The sequence below is a fragment of the Opitutus sp. ER46 genome, from assembly GCF_003054705.1.
Classification (GTDB): Bacteria; Verrucomicrobiota; Verrucomicrobiia; order Opitutales; family Opitutaceae; genus ER46.
Map to the genome: position 1 here is coordinate 441,987 of NZ_QAYX01000024.1, position 20,965 is coordinate 462,951.

Sequence of the window (20,965 nt, forward strand, 5' to 3'; positions counted from 1 at the left end):
ACAGAAATGAGCGGAGACCTCAGGCCTTGAACTTGCGGACCAGCGCCACGAGCTCGTCGATCTCGGCGGCCGAGAGCTCGTCCTTGTAGGCTTTCATGCGCTCCTTGCCGTTCTCGCTCACGCCGGCGCTGATCGCCTTGACCATGTCGGCGTCCTTCATCTCGGCCTGCACCTTGGCGTCGGTGTAGTCCTTCAAATTGAGTTTTTTGCCGATCTTGGTCTGACCCTTGCCGTCGGCGCCGTGGCACCGGGCACAGAGGTTTTCCCAGTTCTCGGCGGCCGGAGCGGCCTGGCTGATCGCCGCCGCGGCGGCGAAGGTGAGGGACAAGGCGAGGATGCGGGTGGTGGATTTCATGCGGGATTTGGGATGGGTTCGAACGACTATGGCCGAAGGGCCGCGGGGGTACTGCGCATGATTTGTTCAGCTCGGTGCAGAGCTTGCGGACAGTGGCCGGTCACGCGCAGTTCGCCGGTCTCCGCCCGGGAAACCGGCGGCCGCCCAGACGCGGCAGAGGCCGATTCCGGCCTCCACCGTATCGCCTACCGTCACTACCGCAACCCCGCGTTTAGGCTCCAAGGTGCCAGCCATGCATGCGATCGATCCATGCCGGCCGGTGGTGTTCATGCCAGAACCGGAACCGGCGTATCCAGTCGGCCAGCCCGTATCCCGCCGCCATGACCACCAGGCTGCCGCCCAGGAAGCCCGCCACATAGGGTACGTCAGCGTAGGTTCGCGTGATCAGGTAGCCGTCCGAGAGCCCATGGAACAGCGCGAAGCCGCCCAGCAGGCTGGCGACCGTGGCGAGCACCAGGTGCACCTTGCCGAGCAGCAGGAGCGCGAAACACAGCACCGTCGTCAGGATGACGTCGGACATGGGGGCCACCGCGCCTTCCCGGCCAAAGACCAGGCCGCAGGTGGTCAGCCCGACAAACATCAGCGGCAGGCCCCAGGCCGAGCGCCCGCCCAGCAACGCCGCCGCGATCCCGAGGACCAGCAGCGCGCCCAGGTGAGGCATCTCCGCGAAGGGATGAACCAAGCCGCCGAGCCACGACGCCTCGGCCGCATCCAGCGTGGCTGGACGAGCGATCGTCGGAAACAGGAGCAGGCACGCGCCGGCCGAACCGGCGAGGTGCCCGGATCGGGATGTCGGTTTCATGGGCGCAACGTAGTGCCGCGGCGGGGTGGGGCGTGCGCGTTTGTTGGCCATTCATGCGCACAAATTGGCCTCGGGCGGCCGGTCGCTGGACGCCCTGCCGGACTGGGAGTATTTGAGGCGGTGCCGGCGTTGACCGGCCCCTTTTCCGCCATGAAAAAACTCCTCCAGCGCCCGGCCGCTGCGGCGGCTTCTGTCGATGCCGATATTGGCGACCTGCTGCTCCGCGTGACGGGGTTTGTGCCCGCGGCGGAGTATCATCCTTTCGTCGTGAGCGTGGCCCGCCGCCTGGGGCTCAAGGGCTGGATCCGCCATGATGCCGCGGGCGCGCTCATCCGCGCCGAGGGTTACGAACGCGAGCTGGCGCGCCTCGTGCGCGCGCTTCGGGACGACGCTCCGCCGGGTACTCGCGTGCGCAGCTTTGATCCGCAGGTGATCACCGCGGACATGCCGCCGGTGGGCGACTGGTTCGTGGCGCTCGTGGAGGAGCCCATCGCGTATCCGGCGTCCGCGACTCCGACCGTGGCGGTGGCCGACGTGGCCTGAGCGCGCTGGGGGGGCGTTACTTCACCTACCGTCGCGCGGGCGCGGCTGGAGCCGGTGCCCCGCGCGCGGCGCTGAGAATCTGCCGCGGCGGCGAAGTCGATTCTGCGGCCGCCGGTCCGTTCATCCCGTGGAACAGGCCGCCTCCCGGGCCGCCCACAATTTCCGCCCGCTTCCCCGCAAGAACTGCGGAGCGAGTGGGGTGGGCGTGTGGCAGATTAGCAAACGAGCTAATCCTCACCGCAAAAAATGCAGCCCACACCCACCCTGCCGCCCTGCGTGCCGTCCCCCCGCGCCCGGGTCTGGACCACTTCGCTTCACGCTTTCCTCTTCCTCGCCCTGCTGGGGCTGGCCGCGTGCCGGGACCCGAAGGTCACCGCCTATCGTGCGCCCAAGGACGCTCCCAGTCCCGCGGCCAAGTCGCCCCACGGCAACATGGCGGCTCCGGGGGGCGCGAGCGCTCCCGCCGGCATGGGCGGCACGGGCATGCCGGCCACCGGTGACCTCCAGGTTGCGACCGGTCACAGCCTCACTTGGACCGCCCCGGCGGGTTGGGAGTCCCGCCAGGGCAGCACGATGCGCAAGGCCACCTTTGCTGTCCTTGGGGCCGACGGTGCCTCGGCCGATCTCGCGATCACGGCCTTCCCGGGCGATGTGGGCGGCGATGCCGCGAACGTGAACCGGTGGCGCGGCCAGCTCGGGCTGGCGCCCGTGAGCGAGGCCGACGCGCTCGCCGCGATCGAGCGTTTCGAGGCCAACGGGCTCAAGGTCGGGGTCGTCGACCTCGTCGACCGCACCGCGCAGAACCCGGTGCACATGCTCGGCGGCATCGTGCCGTTCGAGGGCGCGACCTGGTTCTTCAAACTCACCGGGCCCGACGCCGTCGTCGCGCCCGCCAAGCCGGCGTTTCTCGCCTTCATGCGTTCCGTCAAACCCGCCGCCGCCGCGCCGGCTCCCGCCACGCCATGAAGTCGCTCCTGCTCTCCCTCCGCGACGTGCTCGTCTCGCTGAAGCTCACCGTCGTGCTGCTGGTCTTCAGCATGCTGCTGGTGTTCGTCGCCACGCTGGACCAGGTGAACCTCGGCATCTGGGCGGTGCAGGCGAAGTACTTTCGCTCCTTCATCGTGTATTCGCGGATCGGAGACCTCACGATCCCGATCTTCCCCGGCGGCTACCTCGTGGGCGGCCTCCTCCTGGCCAACCTCATCGCCGGGCACATCTACCGCTGGGGTTTCCAGCTGCGCAAAGCCGGCATCATCCTCACGCACTTCGGCCTGATCCTCCTGCTCGTCGGCGAACTGCTCAGCGGCCTCTGGCAGAAGGAGTACCACCTGCGGCTCAGCGAGGGTGAAACCCGCAGCTACGCCGAGAGCTTCCGCGAGAACGAACTCGTGATCATGGACATCACCGACCCCAAGTTCGACGACGTCGTGGCCCTTCCCGAGCCGCTTCTCGCCCGCAAGGCCGAGGTCCAGCACCCCCGCCTGCCGTTCCGCGTCGTGCCCAAGGCCTATTATCCCAACGCCGATCTGCTCCGGCGCACCGACGCTACGCGTCCCGCGGTCGCGACCACTGGTTTCGGCACCACCCTCGACGCGATTCCGCAGCCGGTCACGCATCGCGAGGACCAGCGCAACCTGCCGGCCGCGTTCGTCGAACTCGTCGCCCCGGACCAATCCCTCGGGACGTTCCTCGTCTCGCTCCAGCTCGTGATGCCGCAGGACTTTACCTACGGCGGCCGCACCTGGCGGATCATGCTGCGCACCGCCCGCGCGTACTACCCGTTCTCGCTCAAGCTCCTGAAGTTCACGCACGACCGCTATCCCGGCACCGAGATTCCCAAGAACTTCTCCAGCCGGCTGCGGCTGCAGACGCCGGATGGCCGCGATGACCGCGAGGTCCTCGTGTACATGAACAACCCGCTGCGCTACGCGGGCCTCACGTTCTACCAGGCGGGCTTTGAGAACAACGACACCACCACCGTCCTCCAGGTCGTGCGCAATCCGTCCTGGCTGATCCCGTACATCGCCTGCGCGCTCATGTCCCTCGGCCTGCTCGTCCAGTTCTCGATCCATCTCGTTGGCTTCGCGCGCCGCCGCCGCCGCGCGCCGCAACCCGCCGCCGCCTGACTCTGCCGCCCATGAAGAAGCTCTTTGCTCCCGCGCTCGTTTTCCTGGCCGTGCTGGTCGTCGGGTTCACGCTCCTCGCCCCGCGCAATCCCGACGAGTACGACGTCGTGGGCTTCAGTCGCCTGCCGACGCTCGTCAACGGTCGCGTCAAGCCGCTCGACACCGTCGCGCGCACCACGCTCCTCGTGCTCCAGGGGCGGCAGACCGTGCGCACCCTCGAGGGGCGGCGGCTTACGCCGGCGGAGTGGCTGCTCGATGTCCTGTACCGGCCGGAGCAGGCGAGCACGTATCCGGTGTTCGAGATCGTGAATCCCGACCTGCTCGCGCTGCTCGATCTCACGCCGGAGCAGGGCGTGCGCGGCAAGCGCTTCTCCGCCGCCCAGTTTTCGCCCCGGCTGGCCGAACTGGACCGGCAGGCGCGGCTGGCCGACGACGTGGCCGCGAACACGCGCACCGGCTTCCAGCAGGCCGTCGTGCAACTGCGCAGCGCGGTCATCCTCTACCAGCGGTTGCAGGCGAGCCTCATGCCGCCGGGCGACGCCCACTATTTCGAGCAGTTCGCCAAACTGCCCGCTGCGCTCAACGGTCCGCGCGCCCCGGGCATGAACCGGCCGCAGGATCCGGCGGCGGCGCAGCTCGTCCTCGAGCTCAATCGCGCGTTCACGGTGATGGATGCCGACGGCTACCTGCGCCCGATTCCGGGCGCCGGCGACATGGCGAACCTCGCCGCTTGGCAGACCGAGGGCGGCTCGCTTGCGGCGTCGGTCGCCAGCGGACAGTTCAATCCCGCGGCGCTCACGTACGCCGATCTGGGCCGCGCCTGGCGCGACCGCCAGCCCGAGGCCTTCAATCGCGCGGTGCGCGACTACCGCGGCCGGCTCGAGAGCGGTATTCCGGCGCTGCTGCGCAAGTGCGACGTCGAGTGGCGCTTCAATGGCGCCCAGCCGTTCTACTCCAGCATGCTGATCTACGTCGTGGCGTTTCTCGCCGCGGTGGTCTCGTGGCTCCGCTGGCCCGAGGCGCTCGGCCGCGTCGCGTTTGGCCTGGTCGCGCTCGCGTTTGTCGTATCCACCGTGGGGATTCTCACCCGCATGTGGCTCGAGGCGCGGCCGCCGGTGACCAACCTCTACTCGTCCGCGCTGTTCGTGGGCTGGGGGGCGGTGGCGCTCTGCCTGGTACTCGAGCGGATGCATCGGAACGCGATCGGCAGCGCCGCCGCCGGCTTGATCGGCTTCGCCTCGTTGCTCGTCGCGCACCATCTCGCGCTCGGCGGCGACACGCTCGAGATGATGCGCGCGGTCCTTGACTCCAACTTCTGGCTCGCGACCCACGTCGTCACCATCGCGGTTGGCTACTCAGCGACGTTCCTCGCCGGCTTCCTGGCCATCATCTACGTGCTGCGCGGCGTGCTCACGCGTTCGCTCGATCCGCGCACGGCCGACGCGCTGGCGCGCATGATCTACGGCATCGTCTGTTTCGCCACGCTGTTCAGCTTCATCGGTACCGTGCTCGGCGGCATCTGGGCTGACCAGTCCTGGGGCCGGTTCTGGGGGTGGGACCCGAAGGAAAATGGCGCGCTCATCCTGGTCCTCTGGAACGCCGTGATCCTGCACGCCCGCTGGGGTGGCCTGGTCCGCCAGCGCGGCCTCGCCGTCCTGGCGATCGCCGGCAACATCGTCACCGCCTGGAGCTGGTTTGGCGTGAACATGCTCGGCGTCGGCCTGCACAGCTACGGCTTCATGAACTCCGCCTTCTGGGCCCTCATTGGTTTTGTCGCCAGCCAGGTGGCGCTCATCGCGCTCGCCGGGGTGCCGCTGGCCCACTGGCGGAGCTTCCGCGCCGGCCCCGCCGCCCAGGGCTGAGACCGCCACCGCTGCCGGGGGCGCGCGGGTTCACACCGCGTTTGCCTGACTTCGTCCCAACTCCGTTGGCGATCCCCCGGGGCGCCGCTGGTATGCCAGCGTGCGCTCAACCTCTCTTTCCACCTACCAGCGGCCTGCGACCGACCCGCATTCTCCGGAGCTCATGGACCTCGTCGATCGCGCCCGCATCGGCGACCTGGACGCCCAGTCCGAGCTCGTGCGGCGGTACACGCCGCGGATCAGCGGGTTCGTCCGCCCCATCGTGGGCCAGCCGAGCGCCGTGGAGGATGTGGTCCAGATGGTCTTCATCAAGATGGTCCGGCGCTTCAAACTGCTCCGGAACTCGGCCGCCTTCGAGTCGTGGCTGTTCCGGTTGGCGCGCAACACCGCCCTCGACTCGATCCGGCGCCGGCGGTGCCGGCCGGTGACGGTGGACGACGAGATCGAGCTGGAGCGCGCCGCGGACACCAGCAGCGAGCGGGTGATCGGTGAAATCCAGGAGGCTTTTGAACTGGCGGTGCGGCGGCTGAACCCGATCGACCGGGAACTCGTCCGCATGATCGTCGAGGGTCACAGCTACAGCATCGCCGCCGAACGCTCGGGCCTGACCGTCGGCGCGGTCAAGGTGCGGCTCTGCCGGGTGCGGCCCTTCCTGCGCTGCAGTGTCGGCGGCGAAACCGGCGCGCGTCTCCCCGAAACCGCGGTTTACGCACCGCCGCGCCGCCGCGCGGCGGCGTGAGCGCCGGAGGCCGGAAGCCAGAGGTCGGAGGCCGGAAGCCGGAAGCCGACCCCAATGGAGATAACTAGCCAAATCTGGCTAGTTACGTCCGATAACTAGCCAGATTTGGCTAGTTATCTCCCGCCGTCCGACAGCGGACTTCTGATTTTTGTCTTCTGTCTTCCGGCCTCTGACTGCGTCCGGCCTGGATTCTGGTCTCAGGCTTCCGGCTTCCGCCTTCGGCTTCTGACATCTGACGTCTGACTTCTGACATCTGGCCTCAGGCCTCAGGCTTCAGGCTTCGATGCGGCCAGCGGGGAGAACGCCGCGAAGAAGTCGGCCAGTCCGCGTACGTAGATCGCACGCGATTCCGCTTCAGCGATGGGTTGGTCACGAGGCGCCGCAACGAGCCGCTCGGGCAAGGCGTGAGTCGCGTGTCCGCGCGGGGCATCGGCAGTCTGCAGCACATCCGTGTGCGGCGGCGCGGCCGTGCCGGCAGAAACACCTGTCGCGCGCGGCGCGGTCCTCAGGGAGGTGGAAGTGAGTGGTAGGGACATGCGGGCAGGGAGGCGCGATTCGCTCAATCGCCGGCGGAGGATCCGTCGATGGCGACGAGGAGCGTCAGCAGACAGATCAGGAGGACGGCGAAAAGCATCAGGGTCTGGGAGCACCGGGCGGGGAGCGGCAAAACCGCTCACGGCGTCGGAGACTTGGGCTCGTTGGTCGGGGTGTTTTCGGCGTCCGCCCACGGTGGGCGCGGCCAGTCGCCGAACCGATGGCGCATTTCCTCGCGCTGCTCGGGCGAAAGGCAGCTCCAGCGGCGGGCGAGCATGTGCTCCCGCCACGGCGGGCCGCCGAACTTGCCGCCGCGACACGGGAACCCGCCGAAGAGAATCTTGGCGAGGACGAGCAGGCCAAGCGCCTGCCAGTACGTGATGGTCTTCACGGGCAGGACGTCGGCCAGAACGCCGTTCCACAGCGCGTAGACGGCGAAGGTGAACAGCGCGAGGAAGCCGAGCACGGCGATCGGGATGAGGAAGCGATAGCGGCGGCAAGGGTGCGGATTCATGGTGAAAAAGGGTTCAGCGCGGCGGCGTGAGAAACTCGCGGCGCAGGGATTCGAGGCGGGTGCGCAGGTGCAGGACGGCGTAGCGCTTGCGCGAAAGGAGCGTGTTCACGTTCTCGCCGGTGAGCGCTGCGATGTCCTCGAACGACAGCGCCTCGAGCTCGTGCCAGACGAAGACCTGGCGCTGCTCGTCCGGCAGTTCGGCCAGCGCGGCGTGCAACTCCTCCCAGAAGCGGCGGCGCAGGTGCTCGGTGCGGGGCGTCTTGTCATCGCGCAACAACCACTCCGCCATGTCCAGCCCGTCGTCCTCGTCCTCCGCCAGGGCGTCGAGCGAGGTCGGGCTGGGTTTCCGGCGGCGGTCGATGATGCGGTTGCGGGCGACGGTGTAGAGCCACGCGCCCACCTGTTCGATGGGGCCGGAGTCGAGGGTCGTGATGAGCTGCTGCCAGACGTCCTGCAGGATGTCGTCCGCATCCGCCTGGGTCGCGACGCGCGCCCGGACGAAACGCATGAGCTGCCGCCCCACGCCGGCGACGGCCGCCGTGACGGTGGTTTTCTTGTCGGTGCTCATGTAGGTCGGAAGCTGCCGGGCGGCATCCATTTGCCCCAGCAGACGAAAGACCCGGCACAATATTGTAAGGTCGGTCTTTTTTCCTGAGGACCGGCGCATCCAGGTGTCACGCAATACGTGACAAATGCCAGAGGAGCTCTGGCTGTTGTGTGCGTTGTTAATTGCGACGCATTAATAACTAACGCGACATTCCAGGCGCGCGTCGAGGTCTGGCGCTGTCACGTATGGCGTGACACAAAAAAGGGCGGGACCTGTGGGAGGCCCCGCCCTTGTTGTGGGTTGTGGGAAGTGTGGGAGACCCGGGCTCGAGGCGCGCGGCAGGTGGAGTCGCGGGTGGGAGCGACTTGAGATAACACGCCAAATCTGGCGTATTATCTCAGATAACGCGCCAGATTTGGCGTGTTATCTCGGTTTGGCGGCGGGAGCGCCGGTGGAAGGGATCAGGCGTGCGGCGCGGCCGGGCCGGTCGCGGGAGGCTGGGCGCTTGAGGGGCGCCCGCCGGCGTGGGCAGCGGCGGCCTTCACGAACTCGGAGATGTCGAGCTCGAGCGCCTTCGCGACGCCGAGGCCGTACGCCGGGTCGGCGCGGAAGAAGTTACACACGGCGCGGAGCTGGATCTCCTGCGGCACGCCGGCCATGGAGCGGCCGATGTTGCCGAAGAGGCGCTGCTGCTGGTCGGGCGTCATCAGCCGGAACAGGTTTCCAGCCTGCGTGAAGTCGTCGTTGCCGAGGCGGTGATTGTGGCGGTCCGCTTCGCCCGTGAGCTTCAGCGGCGGCTCGGCCGCGGCGGGACACTCCTTCGGACCGTTGAAGGAATTCGGCTCGTAGTTCACGGAGCCGCCGCCGTTGCCGTCGAAGCGCATGGCGCCATCCCGCTGGTAGTGGAACACCGGGCAGCGCGGGGCGTTGACGGGCAGCGCGCCGAAATTGACGCCGATCCGGTAGCGGTGGGCGTCGCCGTAGGAGAAGATGCGCGCCTGGAGCATCTTGTCGGGCGAGTGGCCGATGCCCGGGACGACGTTCGCCGGCGTGAAGGCGGCCTGCTCGACCTCGGCAAAATAGTTCTGCGGGTTGCGGTTCAGCTCGAGGATGCCGACCTCGATCAGCGGGTAGTCGGCGTGCGGCCAGACCTTCGTGAGATCGAACGGGTTCACGTGATAGGTCTCGGCGTCCTTCTCCGGCATGAGCTGCACGCAGAAGCGCCAGCGCGGGAAGTTGCCCTTGGCGATCGCGTGGAACAGGTCGGCCTGGGCGGACTCGCGGTCGCGGCCGACGAGGTCGGCGGCCTCCTGGTCGGTGTAATACGTGACGCCCTGGAGCGACTTGAAGTGGAACTTTACCCAGTAGCGTTCGCCGATGGCGTTGATGAACGAGTAGGTGTGCGAGCCGAAGCCGTGCATCTCGCGGAAGTTCCGTGGCAGGCCGCGGTCGCTCATGAGGATTGTCACCTGGTGGAGCGTTTCCGGGGAGAGCGACCAGAAGTCCCAGGCGGCGGTGGCGCTGCGCAGGTTGGTCTGCGGGTCGCGCTTCTGGGTGTGGATGAAGTCGGGAAACTTGAGCGGGTCGCGGACGAAGAAGACGGGCGTGTTGTTGCCCACGATGTCCCAGTTGCCCTCCTCGGTGTAGATCTTGAGGGCGAAGCCGCGCACGTCGCGCTCGGCATCGGCCGCGCCGCGCTCGCCGGCGACGGTGGAGAACCGGAGGAACACCTCGGCCTGCTTGCCGACCTGGCTGAAGAGCCTGGCGCGCGAGTAGCGGGAAATGTCCTGCGTGATCGTGAGGGTGCCGTAGGCGCCGGAGCCCTTGGCGTGCACGACGCGCTCGGGGATGCGCTCGCGGTTGAAGTTGGCGAGCTTCTCGAGGAGGTGGAAGTCCTGCAGCAGCACCGGACCGCGCGGGCCGGCGGTGAGGGAATTCTGGTTGTCGGCGACGGGGGCGCCAGAGGTGGTGGTGAGGTGCATGAAAGGGAGTGGGGAGTGGGAACAGGCCCGGGCCAGTCGGCCGGAGCGGGGCGAGACTAACAGCTTGAGCGATAGGCGTGAAATATTACTTTCCACTCTCAGTAATAGGGACCGTCTATGGAGCTCCACCAACTGCGCTACTTCCTCGCCGTCACCCGCACGCACAATTTCTGCCGCGCGGCGGACCAGTGCCACGTGGCGCAGCCATCGCTCAGCCAGCAGATCATGAAGCTGGAGGACGAACTCGGGGAGCGGCTCTTTGAGCGCACCAAGCGGGAGGTGCGGCTGACCGCGGCCGGCGAGCTGCTGCGCGAGCATGCCGAGCGGGTGCTGGAGGAGGTGGAGCTGGCGCGCGACAAGGTGCGGGAGGTGAGGGGGCTGGTCCGGGGGCGGGTGGCGCTGGGCGCGCTGCCGACGGTGGCGCCGTATTTCCTGCCGCCGCGGTTGCGCGAGTTTTCGCGCCGGCATCCGGGCATCGAGATCGAGGTGCACGAGGACACGACGGCGCAGCTGGCGGCGGCGGTCCTGGCGAAGGAGATCGACGTCGCCGTGGTCAGCCTGCCGATCGAGCGCGCGGGCCTCGTCGCCGAGGAGCTCTTCACCGAGGACCTGCTGGTGGCGCTGCCGCGACGGCACGCGCTGGCGACGCGGCGGGAACTGCAGGTGGACGACCTGGAGAAGGAGACGTTTATCCTGCTGAAGGAGGGCCACTGTCTCGCGGGGCAGGCGCTGCAATTCTGCCGGCTGAGCGGCTTCTCGCCGCAGGTAAGCTTCCGTACCGCGCAGATCGAGACGATCCTGTGTTTCGTGGCGGCGGGCTGGGGCATCTCGATCGTCCCCCGCATGGCCTGCGCCGGCCGGGCGCGGGGCATCGTGTACCGGCCGGTGGCGGGGCTGACGCGGCCGATCGGGGTGATCCACCGCGAAGGCCGGCCGCTGACGCACGCGGCGCGGGCGCTGGTGGCGTTTTTCCGGGAGCGGCTGGAGGAGACTCCGGCCGGGCGGTCGACGCGGGCGATCGAGCCGCGGACGGCGGGGCGGCGGGAGCGCCCGGCGCGGGCCCGGTGACGTCGGGCCGGGGCGGCGGCCCCTGATTCGGCCCGGCGACCGCGTTCAGGGTGTACCAGCATAAAAATTACGCGTGCCACCCGGAGGCCGTTTCGCAGCGTGGTCGCCATGCTTTCCCGTTTCTCCCGCTTCGGCGCGGTCTTCGTTTGCATCTGCGCGCTGATCGCCCGGGCAGTCGCTGCCACGGCCACGGTCGTCGTGCTGCACACGAACGATCTGCACGACCACGTGCGGTCCGGCCAGGACCAGCAGGGCGGGCTGCCTTGGATCTCCGCCTATGTGAAGCAGCTCCGCGCGGAACGTTCCGACGTGATCCTTCTCGATGCCGGCGACGTATCCGAAAAGGGCGATATGGTCTCAGCCCGCACGGACAGCGTCATCATGTACGAGGCCATGCGGCGCATCGGCTACGACGCGGTGACGATCGGGAACCACGACTGCGACGTCGGCTTCGACCGCGCCCGCAAGTACCAGGAGGCGCTGGGCCAGGCCTTTCTGAACTGCAGCCTTTTCAATCCCGACGGCACCGCCGCGTTTGCGCCGACGCGCATCCTGACCGTGGGCCAGCTCAAGATCGGGATCATCGGCGCGATGACGCCGTGGAAACGCGATTCGCTGAACGAAGCGGAGATCGGCGCCGCCATACATCGGCACGCGCTCGAACTGCGGCCCAAGGTGCAATTGCTGATCGCGCTCTGTCATGAGGGCTCGAAGGTCTGCACCAAGTGGTCGCGGCAGGCGCCCGAGGTCGACGTTTTCGTGAGCGCCCACACGCACGAACTGCTCGAGCATCCGGTGATCGTGCCGGGCACCGGCGCGCGCATCGTGCAGGCCGGCCGCTATGGCCAGCACGTCGGCCGGCTCGACCTCACGGTCGACCTCGAGCAGCGGAAGATCGTCGCGGCGCGGGACGAGATCGTGCCGCTGCCGCATGCAACCTCTCCGGTTGACGCCGCCATGCTCGCCTGGGTGCGGGCGCGGGAGCAGAAGGTCTGCCCCGAGGCCGCGCGCATGCTGGTGGAGCACAATGCGGATCATCTGGCCGCCGCGAAGGTCGCGGCGCTCGGCGCCGAGGCGGTGCGGCGGGCGGCCAAGGCCGACCTCGGCTTTTGCGGCGCCGAACGCGGGGTGCGCAGCCCGATCTATCCCGGCCCGCTCGACGTGAACGCGGTGTTCTGCTCGGTCGGGATGGGGGGCGAACTCATGGCGGCCGAGCTGACCGGCGCGGAGATCACCGCGTATCTGACCTCGCTGCAGCAACGCGACCAGGAGCAGACCAATTGGGCGGGGTTCAAGGCCAAGCGCGGCAAGGGGGGCGCGTGGACGACCAACCTGGAGCCGGCGAAAAAGTACCGCGTCGCCTTCAGCAAGCTCGAATGGAACACCCGCTTCCTGCGCGCCGTGGATCGCGAACGCGCGGCGGACAGCCCCGCGACGCATCCGCTGCTCGCCCGCAAGTTCAAGGCCAAGGCGGGCAAGACCGACCTCACCCTCGCCCTCTCCGACTACATTGCGGGATTGAATTCCGCCCACACCAGCCTCGCACGACGTGCCGAGGAGCTGGTGGCCGCCGGGAAGCTGGACTGAGGACGTCGTCCAGTCTTTCTCGTACTCTTCCTCTTTCTCTTACTCTCGGGCGCCGGCGCCAACGGCGCGGGCGTCTGCGTGGGGAGAGTAAGAGAAAGAGGAAGAGTAAGAGAAAGAGGCCGTCGACTCTCCCCGCGTTAGCTGAACCGCAAGCGGTCCTGCAGTTCGCGCAGGCCGCGGGTGAGCGGGAGGCGGGTGCCATCGGTGAGGACGACGACGTGCTCGTTGTTGAAGGCGGGCTCGACCTGGCGGATGCGGTCGAGATTCACCATCGCGGAGCGGCTCAGCCGCAGGAACTCTTTGGGCGAAAGCTGCGACTCGAGCGCGGTGAGCGTCTCCCGCAGCACGTGGTTTTCGCGACCAGCGTGGATCACGATGTAGTTGCCGGAGGCCTCCAGCCAGTCGATCTCCGAGGTCTTCACGAAACGTACGCGGTCGCGGTCGCGCACGGCCAGGCGCGTCACGTGGGTCGCGGGCGCCTCGCTCCGCGTCTCGAGCAGGCTCAGCAACTGGCGCGTGATCGCCTCCGGCTGCCGGTGGGAGAGCTGTTCGCGCGCGCGGGCGACGGCCGCCTTGAAGCGCGCGGGCTTGAAGGGCTTCAGCAGGTAATCGAGCGCCTGAGCCTCGAAGGCACGCACCGCGTGCTCGTCGAAGGCGGTGGTGAAAATCACGAGCGGGAGCGGCGTACCCAGCGCGCGCAGGACCGCAAACCCGTCCATCTCCGGCATCTGCACGTCGAGAAACAGCAGGTCGGGCGCCTGGCGCCGGCAGGCCGCGACGGCCTCGGGGCCGTTGGCGCATTCCGCGAGCAGCGTGATGTCAGGCTCGGCCGCCAGCAGGGTGCGGACCCGTTCGCGGGCCAGGGGTTCGTCGTCAACGAGGATGGCGGTGAGGTTCATGCGGCGGGTGAGGGACGGGCGACGGGGGCGTCAGGTCTGGGCGGGCGGGACGTCGGCCGTCGGGGCGGGGGGCGTGGTGCTGAAGGGCAGCGTGATCTCCACCTCCACGCCGCCGCCGGCGGGCGTCGAGATGACGAGTTGGGCGGCGTCGCCGTGCAGGGCCTGCAGGCGGGCCTCGGTATTGCTGATGCCGATACCGCGGCGCGAGGCGGAGCCGGTCTGGCCGAGGCCGACGCCATCATCCCGGACCGAGAGGTGCAGGCGTTCACCCACGCGGCGGGCTTGGACCGTGATGGTACCGGGCGCGAGGCGCGGCTCGATCCCGTGGCGGATGGCGTTCTCGACGAGCGGCTGCAGGACGAAGGTCGGCACGAGTGCGGCGGCGGTATCGGGCGCGATCTCGCGGACGAGGCGCAGGCGGTCGCCGAGGCGCGTTTGTTCGATGGCGAGGTAGCGACCGAGCAGCTCGAGTTCGCGCGCGAGCGGCACCTGGTGGTCGGTGGTCTGCAGCGAAAGCCGGAGGAGGTCGCTCAGGTCGCCGATGAGGTTGTCGGCGGCGTCGGCGTCGCGATGCACCAGGGTGGAGATCGCGTTGAGCGTGTTGAAGAGGAAGTGCGGTTGGAGCTGGAGCCGGAGGGCGTCGAGCTTCGCCCGATTGAGCCCCGCGGCGAGGGCGGCGGCATGGCGGTCGCGTTCCTGGGCGCGGCGGTAGAAGGCGAGGGCGTGCGCGGCGGCGACGATGATGAGGTAGATCGCGGCGTCGACGTTGGCGCGGCGGCCACCGGGGCCGATGACGAGGCGCCAGAACGTGAGGCGCTGGCCAAAGCGCTCGGGCGGCATGCCGGGCCCGAAGAGGCGCAGGCCCTCGGGCGGTGGGCCCCCGGGACCGGCGTCGCCCTCCGGGCGAAACGGGGGCGCGGAGGGGGTGTCATCGCCCACGAGTGGACCGGCGGGGCGGGCGGCGTCGGCGCGATTCTCGGACGTGTCTGGGCGGGCGACGTCGGTCGCCTTGTTCGCAGACGTGATCGTCGCGTTGCCGGCGGGGGCCGGATTGCCGGGCACAGCGGGCGCCGGGGCGCGGCCGGAGATCACGAGCCCGCGCTCGCGGGGCCAGAACCGCTGGTCACCGAAGCGGCGCGGCGGGCGCTGCATGAAGGTGAACGTGGATGACATCCAGAGGATGAGGGAGACGCAGGCGATGGCGCCAAGCGCGTGGGCCGGGATGCTCCGGCGCAGGTGGCCGCGCTCGATCGGGAAGCGGTGCGAATACCAGACGACGATCGGGGTGAGGAGCGCCCAGGGCAGCCAGTTGGCCGCAGCGAACCGCAACGCTTCCGGCCACTCCTCAAACCCGCCGAACGTGACCTGGGCGGCGGACGCCACGGTGAGCGCGATCCAGACCAGGGCCTGGAGAACGAACGGGACCGCCAGCTTGAGCGGGCGTCTGGGCGTGGGCGACTCCACACGGGGTGATTTGGGTCGGGCGCGAAGTGAGTTCAATGGCGAACTCGAATCAGGCCCGGAAGCCGTCCCCGGGACAACAGGGGTGGGACGAACCGGCCGGAACGCGCCGCGGCCGGGCGGATGCCGGGGACCAAACGGAAACTGGCGCCGCCGGTTTGCCGGAGGGTGCCGTGAACGAGGCCGGAAGGGAGTAAGAGAAAGAGGAAGAGTAAGAGAAAGAGTGGGCGGGCCGGCCCCCAATCCCGCCGGGAAAACGGGCAGGACACAGAGGCCACCAAGAGCGGAGGAGGGACACGGAGCGGAGCTGGCCGGTTTGCCTCCGTGTCCTCCTCCGGCCTCGATGAGCGCTGTGACGAGAACGCCTTCGGAGTGAAAGTGAAAGTGAGAGTGAAGGTGAGCCGCTAAGTGGCACGGGCTTCAATCCCTCCAGGCGGAGCACGGAGGTCACCGAGATCGGATGAGGGCACGGAGCGAAACCTCAGGTTCTCCTCGGTGTCCTCCTCCGGCCTCGGTGAGCTCCGTGACGAGACAGAAAGAGAACGAGAACGAGAACGAGAACGAGAACGGTGGCGCCGGCTAGGAAAAGGGTGGCGCGGCCTCAATCCCTCAATCCCTCGCCAAACCGGTGCTGGGCGGCGGCGTGGCGGCGGTGGATGTCGATGTAGGTTTCGTCGACGAGTTGGTCGATGGCAGCGGCGGCCGGAAACGCGGCCGAGAAACCGGGCGCGTGCAGGTCGAGGGCGAGCCGGGCAACGGCGAGGAAGTCGCGGATGAGCTCGCGCGGGTCCTCGTCGCCGACGGCGATGCGAATCGTGGTGGGCGCGATGCCGGCGGCGTGGAGCGCCTCGGGCGAGAGTTCGCTGTGGGACGTGAGCGCGGGGCAGAGCACCACGGTGTTGCCCTGGCCGAGCGTCACCTGGTGGCCGAACATCGGCGAGAGGGAGTCGAAGAACCGCTCGAACGTGAGCCGGTCGAGGCCGGCGGATTCGAAGTCGATCGTGAAGAGCGGGGCGGGCAGCCCGAGGTAGCTGAGTTGCGCGCAGACCGGCGCGCTGGGGTCGCACGGGTTGGCGGGACCGTTGACGCGGATCTTGGGGTGGGCGGCGAGCCAGCGGGAAAGGACGAGGGTGTTGATGCACTTCTTCAGCATGCGCAGCTCGAGCGTCTTCATGCCGGTGAGCACCTCGTAGGCTTTGTCGGCGTCGAGGAAGGCACCCTTGATGTAGTATACATTCCAGAAGAGCGTGTGCTCCCAGCCGGGCTCGCCCTTGGGCAGGAACATGTCGGCGTTGCGGCCGATGACCACGCCGGCGGTGGTGTTGCCGCTGCCCGTGAGGTCCTTGGTGTAGCTGTGGATGACGAAGTCGGGGCGCTCAACGACGTCGGCGCGCTGGAGCGGGCGCACGAGGAAGGGCGTGCCGACCGTCGCGTCGAGCATGACCGTCAGTCCGGCGGCGTGGGCGTGCCGGCAGATGGCGGGAACATCGAGGAAGCGGCCGTGCGGGTTGCACGGGCTTTCGAGGAAGACATAGATCGCCCGCCCGGCGGCGAGCCGGCCGGCGTGGCGCGCCTGGGCGGCGGCGAGCGCGGCGCCGAAGTCGGCCGCGGTGGCGCCGTCAAAGAACTCGACGGCGACGTTGAGGTTGGAGGCCTTGGCGTACCAGTCATGGAGCAGTTGATACGTGCCGCCGTACACGTTGCGCGAGGTGAGGATGATGTCCTCGTAGCCGACGAGGTGGGACAGGATCGTGTCGATCGCGGCCATGCCGCTGTTGAAGTTCCACGCCAGGTACTCGGGCGCGAGCGGGCCGGCCTCGACGTCGACGATGTGATTGGCGAGCGAGATCGAGGTCGGATTCAGCAGCCGGGAGTAGATTTCATGGAGGAACTCGCGACCGTGAAATGCGTCGTCGATCCACTCGGTGCAGGCGAAGATGTAGGTGGCGGTGCGGGTGATGACCGGGTTGGCGGAGAAGAGCGCCGCGACGTTGTCGAAAGTCGGATACGGTCCCTTGGCGAGCGTGGTGGCGGTGGAGTGGCCAAGGGACTGGTGGACGGCGCGGGTCGGGTTCTGCAGCAGGTCGAGGAGCTTCGCCAACTGGAAGGCGACAAATTTCTTGGCGTTGAACAGCGCGAGCCGGTCCCCGCGCGGCAGGGTGGCGAGGGTGCGGGTGGTGGCCTGCCACAGCTCGTCGAGGTCGCCGTGCGCGGTGTAGAGCTTTTCCGCCAGCCGCTGCAGCGGGGCGCCGACGGGCGACGCCGGATCGAGGTGGAAGTGGGCAAGCTGCTCGGCCGCGAGCTCGGCCGGCGAGGTGGCGGTGGTGGTGCGCCGGCGCGGCGACAGCAGTTGGCCGACGGGGGCGGGCGACGCAGGGGCGGCAGGCGACAGTGGGGTGGGGTTGCGCATGGCCGGAGCCTGGCCAACCGGCGCGCGGACGGCAAACCCGCCCGTGCGGCCGCAGGCCGGATTACGCCAACCGAAGGAGTCGGCGCGCGCGACACCCTGGCCCACGCGGTGGCGCCCGGCGCTCAGCGCACGCGCTCGATGGACGTGAGGTGGTCGTCGGCGAACGTGAGGCGCAAGCGGTAGGGCACGAGGTGTGGGAACGCCTTCTCGTCGACCGGCTCGGTGATGATCTCGTTGCCGCGCTTCACCGGGTTGTAAACGACCCGCTGCCGGAACCCGCCGAAGACGCGCTCATTGGGGCCGACGAGCGGCGGACGGTCGTAGAACCACACCGGGTGGCCGGCGGCGTCGACGGTGGTCTCGGTCGCGCGGCCGAGCGCCATCGTCACCATGGCCGGCGTGTACCCCGGCTCCACCTCGCCCCGGCGGATGGCGGCCTGGGTGGCCGCCGGCAGGGCGGCAAATTCCGCGGCGTGTTCCCGGAGGCGGGCGGGCGTGGACTGGCAGCCGGGGAGCAGCGCGGCGGGGATAAAAACGGCGGCGAGGAGGAAGCGGCGCATGGGGCCAAGGAAACCCGGTTTGCGGTCCGGGGCAACGCGGCCGCCATCCGCCGCGCGCCGCCGGCGGGCGCGAACACCGGGCCGGCCGGTCACTTCCGCGCGTGGGCTTTCTGCGCGGTGATGATGGCGACGGCGGCGACGATGATGGCCGAGGCGACCAGCGTGCGGGAGGTGATTGGTTCGCCGAGCAGCAGCCAGCCGAGGAACACCGCGACGATCGGGTTCACGTACGCGTACGTGGCGACGCGCGCCGGCGGAGCGTGCTTCATCAGCCACACGAAGGTGGAGAACCCGATCAGCGAGCCCACGCCGATGAGGTAAAACAGTGCGAACCAGGCGCGAGGCTCGACGCGGGCGAAGGAGAACGCCGCGAAGTCGCCGTGCCACGCGGCGGTCAGCAGGAGCATCGCGCTGCCGCCCAGCATCTGGAGCGCGGAGGCCATCGCCGGCGTGGCGCCGTGCTTGGCGTGGCGCGAGTAGATCGAGCCGATGCCCCAGCACAGGCAGCCGACGAGGATCGCGAGCACGCCCCCGAGGTGCAGCGCGCCGTGCGCACTCGATTCCCAGGGCGCCGCGAGCCAGGCCACGCCCACAAAGCCGAGCAGCAGTGCTCCCATGGTGATCGCGGAGGGCCGGGAGCCGCCGGGCCAGGCCCACTCGGTGAGCACGATGAAGAGCGGGCCGATCCCGATCAGCAGGGCGGTGATGCCGGAAGGCACGAACTGCTCGGCCCACACGACCGTCCCGTTGCCGCCGAGCAGGAGGAACGTGCCGATGATCGTGTTCGCCCGCCATTGCGTCCGCGTGGGCCAGGCCGCGCCGCGCAGTTTCAGGTAGGTGAACAGGAGCGCGCCCGCGATGAGGAATCGGACGCCCGCCATCAGAAACGGCGGCAGGGTGGCGACGCCCACGCGAATCGCGAGGTAGGTGCTCCCCCAGATCAGGTAGATCGCGGTGAAGGCGAGAATCAGCGCCGAGCGGGCAGGCGCCGCGGGCGCAACCGGTTCGGCCGCGAGGGCGGCCGGGACGGCGGGCCCGGCGGAGGAGGATTCGGCGGAAGACATGACGACGAAATGGGATTAGGAACGAAAACGAAGGCAAAGCCGCGGCCGCAAAGCCGGGGCACAGCGGTGGAACGCCGGGGCGGGAACAGCGCGGCTCGGCCGGTGGCGCCGCGCGGGCATCAGCCCTGCAACTGGCGCTTGGCCAGCTCGCCGATGGTCTGCAGCGCGCGGTCGATCGTGTCGGTCCACGGCATGCCGCAGCTCATGCGCAGGCAGCTCCGGTAGCGGTCCTTGACGGAGAAGAGCGGGCCGGGCGCGGTGTTGATGCGGTGCTTCAGCGCCTCCTGTTGCAGGACGAGCGTGTCGATGCCGTGTGGGAGCTCGACCCACAGGATGAAGCCACCCTCGGGCCGGCTGAACCGCGTGCCCTCCGGGAAGTGGCGCAGCATCGCCTGGGAGAACAGGTGCACCTGGTGGTGATACGCGCGCCGGATCGAGCGCAGGTGGTGGTCATAGCCGCCGTTGCGCAGGAAATCGGACACCGTCTTCTGCAGCACGATCGGCGTGCCGAGCGTGTTGGTGAACTTGAGCCGCCGCACGCGCTCCAGGTATCGCCCCGGCGCGCACCAGCCGACGCGCAGCGAGGGCGCGAGCGTCTTGCCGAACGAGCTGCAGAGCAGCACGCGCCCGTCGGTGTCCCACGCCTTCAGCGGCTTGGGCCGGCGGTCGCCAAAGTGGAGGTCGCCGTAGATGTCATCCTCGATGGCCGGGACGTCGAACTCGGCGAGCAGTTGGTAGAGTTCCTCCTTCTTCGCGTCGGGCATGCAGGAGCCCAGCGGGTTCTGGTAGCTCGGCATCACGAGCAGCGCCTTCACGTCGTTCTGCGCGAGCGCGGCGCGCGTGGCGTCGAGGCAGAGGCCGGTGCGCGGATCGGTGGGAATCTCGAGGACGCGCAGGTTGAGGCTCTGGATCGTCTCGAGAAACCCGAAGTACGCGGGCGTCTCCACCGCCACGGTGTCGCCGGGCTTGGTGACGGCGCGGAGCGAAAGGTTGAGGGCTTCGGCGCAGCCGACGGTGACGACGAGTTCGTCGTGGCCGATGGGGCAGCCGCTCTGCAGGTAGCGCCGGGCAATTTCGCGGGCGAGCGGATCGAAGGCCCAGTTCATCGCGTAGCGGCCGAGCATGGCGGGATCGTTGCGGCCGACCGCGGCGAGGATGCGCGCGAGCTTCTTGGTGGGGAACAGGCTCGAATCCGGGCACGCCGAGCCGAGCGGGACGTAGTTCGGGTCGACGGAAAGCGCGATGAGCTCGGCGGTAAGGTCCTTCACACCGACATAGCTCGGCTTCGCCATCGGCCGCGCCATGCGTGGCTCCGGCGCGCTCGGCAGCCGCGGACGCACGTAGTAGCCGGACTGCGGGCGGGCCTCGATGCAGCCGCGGTTCTCCAGAAGCGTGTACGCCTGGAGCACGGTGGAGATGCTGACGTCGCGCTGCAGCGACATCCGCCGGACGGACGGGAGGCGGTGGCCGGGACGCAGGGTGCCCTGGCTGATGAGTTGTTCAATCGAGCGGGCGAGCTCCACGTAGAGTGGAGCGGGGGCGGGAGCGACGAGCGTTTCGATCATGGCGGCGGGAACACGGTTCAGCATAGGCGAAGGCGCGGCCCGGCGGGAGGATTAGCGCCAAGCGTTTGCCACCGGTACAGTTTTCGAATCGCGGCGTTGTGACCAGCACAAGAAGGCAAATGCGGAATGAAGAATGCAGAATGGCGGCCGGCCGGGTGCGTTGGTGCGTTCAGGACATCCTATCCTTCGGAGGTTCAGGACATCCTATTCTCGGGGGCATGAAAGGTAGGAGGACAGGACGTCCTGAACCTGCGCGGGCGAAACGTCCACGGGGCGCGGGCGGGGCAAGTTGGCCGGACAGTGGGAAGGCGAGCAGGGCGAGTCCATACGCTGGATACCGGCCGCGG

The 20,965-nt window shown here is 68.8% G+C and carries 19 protein-coding genes; 7 read left to right on the forward strand and 12 right to left on the reverse strand.

The annotated features are described in order from the left end of the window. Window positions 1-19: 19 nt before the first annotated feature. Both DB354_RS17135 and DB354_RS17140 read right to left on the reverse strand, forming a co-directional pair. Window positions 20-355 carry a cytochrome c gene (locus DB354_RS17135; RefSeq protein WP_107836856.1) on the reverse strand — a complete coding sequence of 112 codons (336 nt, stop codon included), beginning with the start codon at window positions 353-355 and terminating at the stop codon, window positions 20-22. 211 nt (window positions 356-566) lie between these two features. Further along, a complete protein-coding gene (locus DB354_RS17140) occupies window positions 567-1,157 on the reverse strand; it encodes a HupE/UreJ family protein (protein ID WP_158277586.1) in 591 nt (196 codons plus the stop codon). A gap of 150 nt (window positions 1,158-1,307) precedes the next feature. Here DB354_RS17140 and DB354_RS22395 point away from each other — a divergent pair, with 150 nt between their 5' ends. The 5 genes from DB354_RS22395 (at window position 1,308) to DB354_RS17165 (ending at window position 6,427) form a co-directional block, all read left to right on the forward strand. Continuing rightward, entirely contained in the window at window positions 1,308-1,700 is a 393-nt protein-coding gene (locus DB354_RS22395) for an acylphosphatase (RefSeq protein WP_158277587.1), read from the forward strand. A 276-nt stretch (window positions 1,701-1,976) separates the two neighbouring features. After that, window positions 1,977-2,666 (forward strand): hypothetical protein, encoded by a 690-nt coding sequence (locus tag DB354_RS17150; protein ID WP_233256675.1) that lies wholly within the window; start codon window positions 1,977-1,979, stop codon window positions 2,664-2,666. Continuing rightward, entirely contained in the window at window positions 2,663-3,826 is a 1,164-nt protein-coding gene (locus DB354_RS17155; protein WP_107836859.1) for a cytochrome c biogenesis protein ResB, read from the forward strand. Before DB354_RS17150 ends, DB354_RS17155 begins: the two co-directional genes overlap by 4 nt. An 11-nt stretch (window positions 3,827-3,837) precedes the next feature. Then, a complete protein-coding gene (gene ccsA / locus DB354_RS22930; protein WP_107836860.1) occupies window positions 3,838-5,688 on the forward strand; it encodes a cytochrome c biogenesis protein CcsA in 1,851 nt (616 codons plus the stop codon). Between the two features lie 100 nt (window positions 5,689-5,788). Next, window positions 5,789-6,427, forward strand: coding sequence for a sigma-70 family RNA polymerase sigma factor (locus DB354_RS17165; protein ID WP_146180301.1), 639 nt, complete (start codon window positions 5,789-5,791; stop codon window positions 6,425-6,427). Window positions 6,428-6,693: 266 nt separating this feature from the next. On the opposite strand, the gene DB354_RS22085 is transcribed toward DB354_RS17165, so the two are convergent. The 4 genes from DB354_RS22085 to DB354_RS17180 form a co-directional block, all read right to left on the reverse strand. Further along, window positions 6,694-6,963: a hypothetical protein gene (locus DB354_RS22085; RefSeq protein ID WP_146180302.1), complete on the reverse strand. Its 270-nt coding sequence runs from the start codon at window positions 6,961-6,963 to the stop codon at window positions 6,694-6,696. Window positions 6,964-7,100: 137 nt separating this feature from the next. After that, on the reverse strand, window positions 7,101-7,475 hold the full coding sequence (locus tag DB354_RS17170; RefSeq protein WP_107836862.1) for a hypothetical protein: 375 nt from the start codon (window positions 7,473-7,475) through the stop codon (window positions 7,101-7,103). A 13-nt stretch (window positions 7,476-7,488) separates the two neighbouring features. Next, window positions 7,489-8,073, reverse strand: coding sequence for an RNA polymerase sigma factor (locus tag DB354_RS17175; protein ID WP_107836863.1), 585 nt, complete (start codon window positions 8,071-8,073; stop codon window positions 7,489-7,491). 410 nt (window positions 8,074-8,483) lie between these two features. Then, window positions 8,484-10,004 (reverse strand): catalase, encoded by a 1,521-nt coding sequence (locus tag DB354_RS17180; protein ID WP_107836864.1) that lies wholly within the window; start codon window positions 10,002-10,004, stop codon window positions 8,484-8,486. A gap of 117 nt (window positions 10,005-10,121) precedes the next feature. Between DB354_RS17180 and DB354_RS17185 the strand changes: the two genes are divergently transcribed. Together DB354_RS17185 and DB354_RS17190 are read left to right on the forward strand one after the other, a co-directional pair. Then, window positions 10,122-11,072, forward strand: a complete 951-nt coding sequence (locus DB354_RS17185) for a LysR substrate-binding domain-containing protein (protein WP_107836865.1) — start codon at window positions 10,122-10,124, stop codon at window positions 11,070-11,072. Between the two features lie 108 nt (window positions 11,073-11,180). Further along, entirely contained in the window at window positions 11,181-12,659 is a 1,479-nt protein-coding gene (locus DB354_RS17190) for a metallophosphoesterase (protein ID WP_107836866.1), read from the forward strand. Window positions 12,660-12,796: 137 nt separating this feature from the next. Here the strand turns inward: DB354_RS17190 and DB354_RS17195 are convergent, their stop codons facing one another. From DB354_RS17195 to DB354_RS17220, 6 genes are all read right to left on the reverse strand, one after another. Next, complete coding sequence (locus tag DB354_RS17195) at window positions 12,797-13,558, reverse strand: LytTR family DNA-binding domain-containing protein (RefSeq protein WP_107836867.1); 762 nt, start codon at window positions 13,556-13,558, stop codon at window positions 12,797-12,799. Window positions 13,559-13,588: 30 nt separating this feature from the next. Then, a complete protein-coding gene (locus DB354_RS17200; protein ID WP_146180303.1) occupies window positions 13,589-15,058 on the reverse strand; it encodes a histidine kinase in 1,470 nt (489 codons plus the stop codon). A gap of 562 nt (window positions 15,059-15,620) precedes the next feature. Continuing rightward, on the reverse strand, window positions 15,621-17,429 hold the full coding sequence (locus tag DB354_RS17205) for a PLP-dependent transferase (RefSeq protein ID WP_107836869.1): 1,809 nt from the start codon (window positions 17,427-17,429) through the stop codon (window positions 15,621-15,623). 122 nt (window positions 17,430-17,551) lie between these two features. Next, on the reverse strand, window positions 17,552-17,989 hold the full coding sequence (locus tag DB354_RS17210) for a hypothetical protein (RefSeq protein ID WP_107836870.1): 438 nt from the start codon (window positions 17,987-17,989) through the stop codon (window positions 17,552-17,554). Window positions 17,990-18,078: 89 nt separating this feature from the next. Next, the gene (locus tag DB354_RS17215; protein ID WP_107836871.1) at window positions 18,079-19,053 is read right to left on the reverse strand and encodes an EamA family transporter; all 975 of its coding nucleotides are present in this window, start codon (window positions 19,051-19,053) and stop codon (window positions 18,079-18,081) included. A 119-nt stretch (window positions 19,054-19,172) separates the two neighbouring features. Next, window positions 19,173-20,642 (reverse strand): PLP-dependent aminotransferase family protein, encoded by a 1,470-nt coding sequence (locus DB354_RS17220; RefSeq protein ID WP_199226880.1) that lies wholly within the window; start codon window positions 20,640-20,642, stop codon window positions 19,173-19,175. Between the last annotated feature and the right edge of the window lie 323 nt (window positions 20,643-20,965).